The following is a 1,156-nucleotide window of genomic DNA, read 5'->3' on the forward strand; positions in this document are numbered from 1 at the left end:
GTGGGAGATTCTATGGTGCAGGGCTAGCCCCTAAATGCCTTTTGGTAAATATTCGCTCTGGTTCTTCAACAGAGCGAATACCACTCGGGCAAGCTTGCGGGCCAGCGCTACTAATGCCTCGGTTGTGCTGAGCCCTCGGGACCTCAGCCCCTCGTAAAATCCCTTCCACGCCGCTGTGCGACTCGCCGACATCGCGGCGTTGTGCATCAATCGGCGTGCCTCCGGGTCACCTCGCTTAGACAGGCAGCGGCGTCCCTTCTTTTTTCCCGAGTCCGATATGCGCAGGTCCAGCCCCAGAAAGGCGATGAAGGCATCGGCATTTCTGAAATCTCCACGCTGGAACGACGTGAGCAAACGGGCACCGCTTAACAGACCGATGCCTTCGACTTTCATGCAGCGCTTGAGCTGACTGCCCAAACCGGCTGCATCCAACTGCGTCTGGATTGTTTTCTCAAGCAAAATTTCGAGTCTTTGCATGGCCTTTATCTGGTTCTCAAAGGCCGTTTTGAGCAACGGCTCGTTTGACCAGCTTTGCTTGAGGCTGACACGCGCCTGAACCAAGGCTGCCCGTCGCCGGAAAAGGCTTATAAGCCGGCAATACAGGGGCGATGGCGGGGACCAAGGGTGCAACTGGTGGCCTTCGTTGTTCAAGTAGCGAGCCAACAATCGAGCGTCCAGCGCATCGGTTTTAGCGCGAACTTTCACACCTTTGCGGTAATGACTGAGTTCGTAACCGCCGATCATGTAGATCACACAGCCTTGCGCATAAGCCAGGTCGGCGAATTCCTGGTGATAGATATTGGTGGCTTCGATGGCGACATCCACTGGCGCAGACAATGCCTTGAGCCACTTCTTAATCTCAGCTTTGGTATTGGGGATCGTTTCGAGTCGATCGGATTGGGCGTGATAAATCACCAACTCATCTTTGGCGACATCCACACCTACGATCGGCTGAGCGGTGGCGACGGGCATTGCCATTGAAAATCCTCCGGGCTAAGGTTTGAACACTTGAAGGGTTCACCCAGAGGCGCAGGCTTGTTCCTATCGTCGGTCTAGGCCAGATGCATTCTTTATCGGCGCTTGGGTGAAAGGAGGAGGGATGAAATCTCCCACGGTCTGTACTGCGGCTAACAGTCAGAATCGAGCCTTGTCCCTC

1 protein-coding gene is annotated in these 1,156 nt (G+C 55.0%); it reads right to left on the reverse strand.

The features are described from left to right. Window positions 1-30: 30 nt before the first annotated feature. Window positions 31-978: a transposase gene (locus tag FBY02_RS28015; RefSeq protein ID WP_144931778.1), complete on the reverse strand. Its 948-nt coding sequence runs from the start codon at window positions 976-978 to the stop codon at window positions 31-33. Window positions 979-1,156: the final 178 nt, after the last annotated feature.

The sequence above is a fragment of the Pseudomonas sp. SJZ078 genome, assembly GCF_007828255.1.
Lineage (GTDB): Bacteria > Pseudomonadota > Gammaproteobacteria > Pseudomonadales > Pseudomonadaceae > Aquipseudomonas.

Excerpts from the sequence above, each read along its gene's own strand:
- FBY02_RS28015 (WP_144931778.1), bottom strand. The coding sequence starts at position 978 with ATGGCAATGCCCGTCGCCACCGCTCAGCCGATCGTAGGTGTGGATGTC.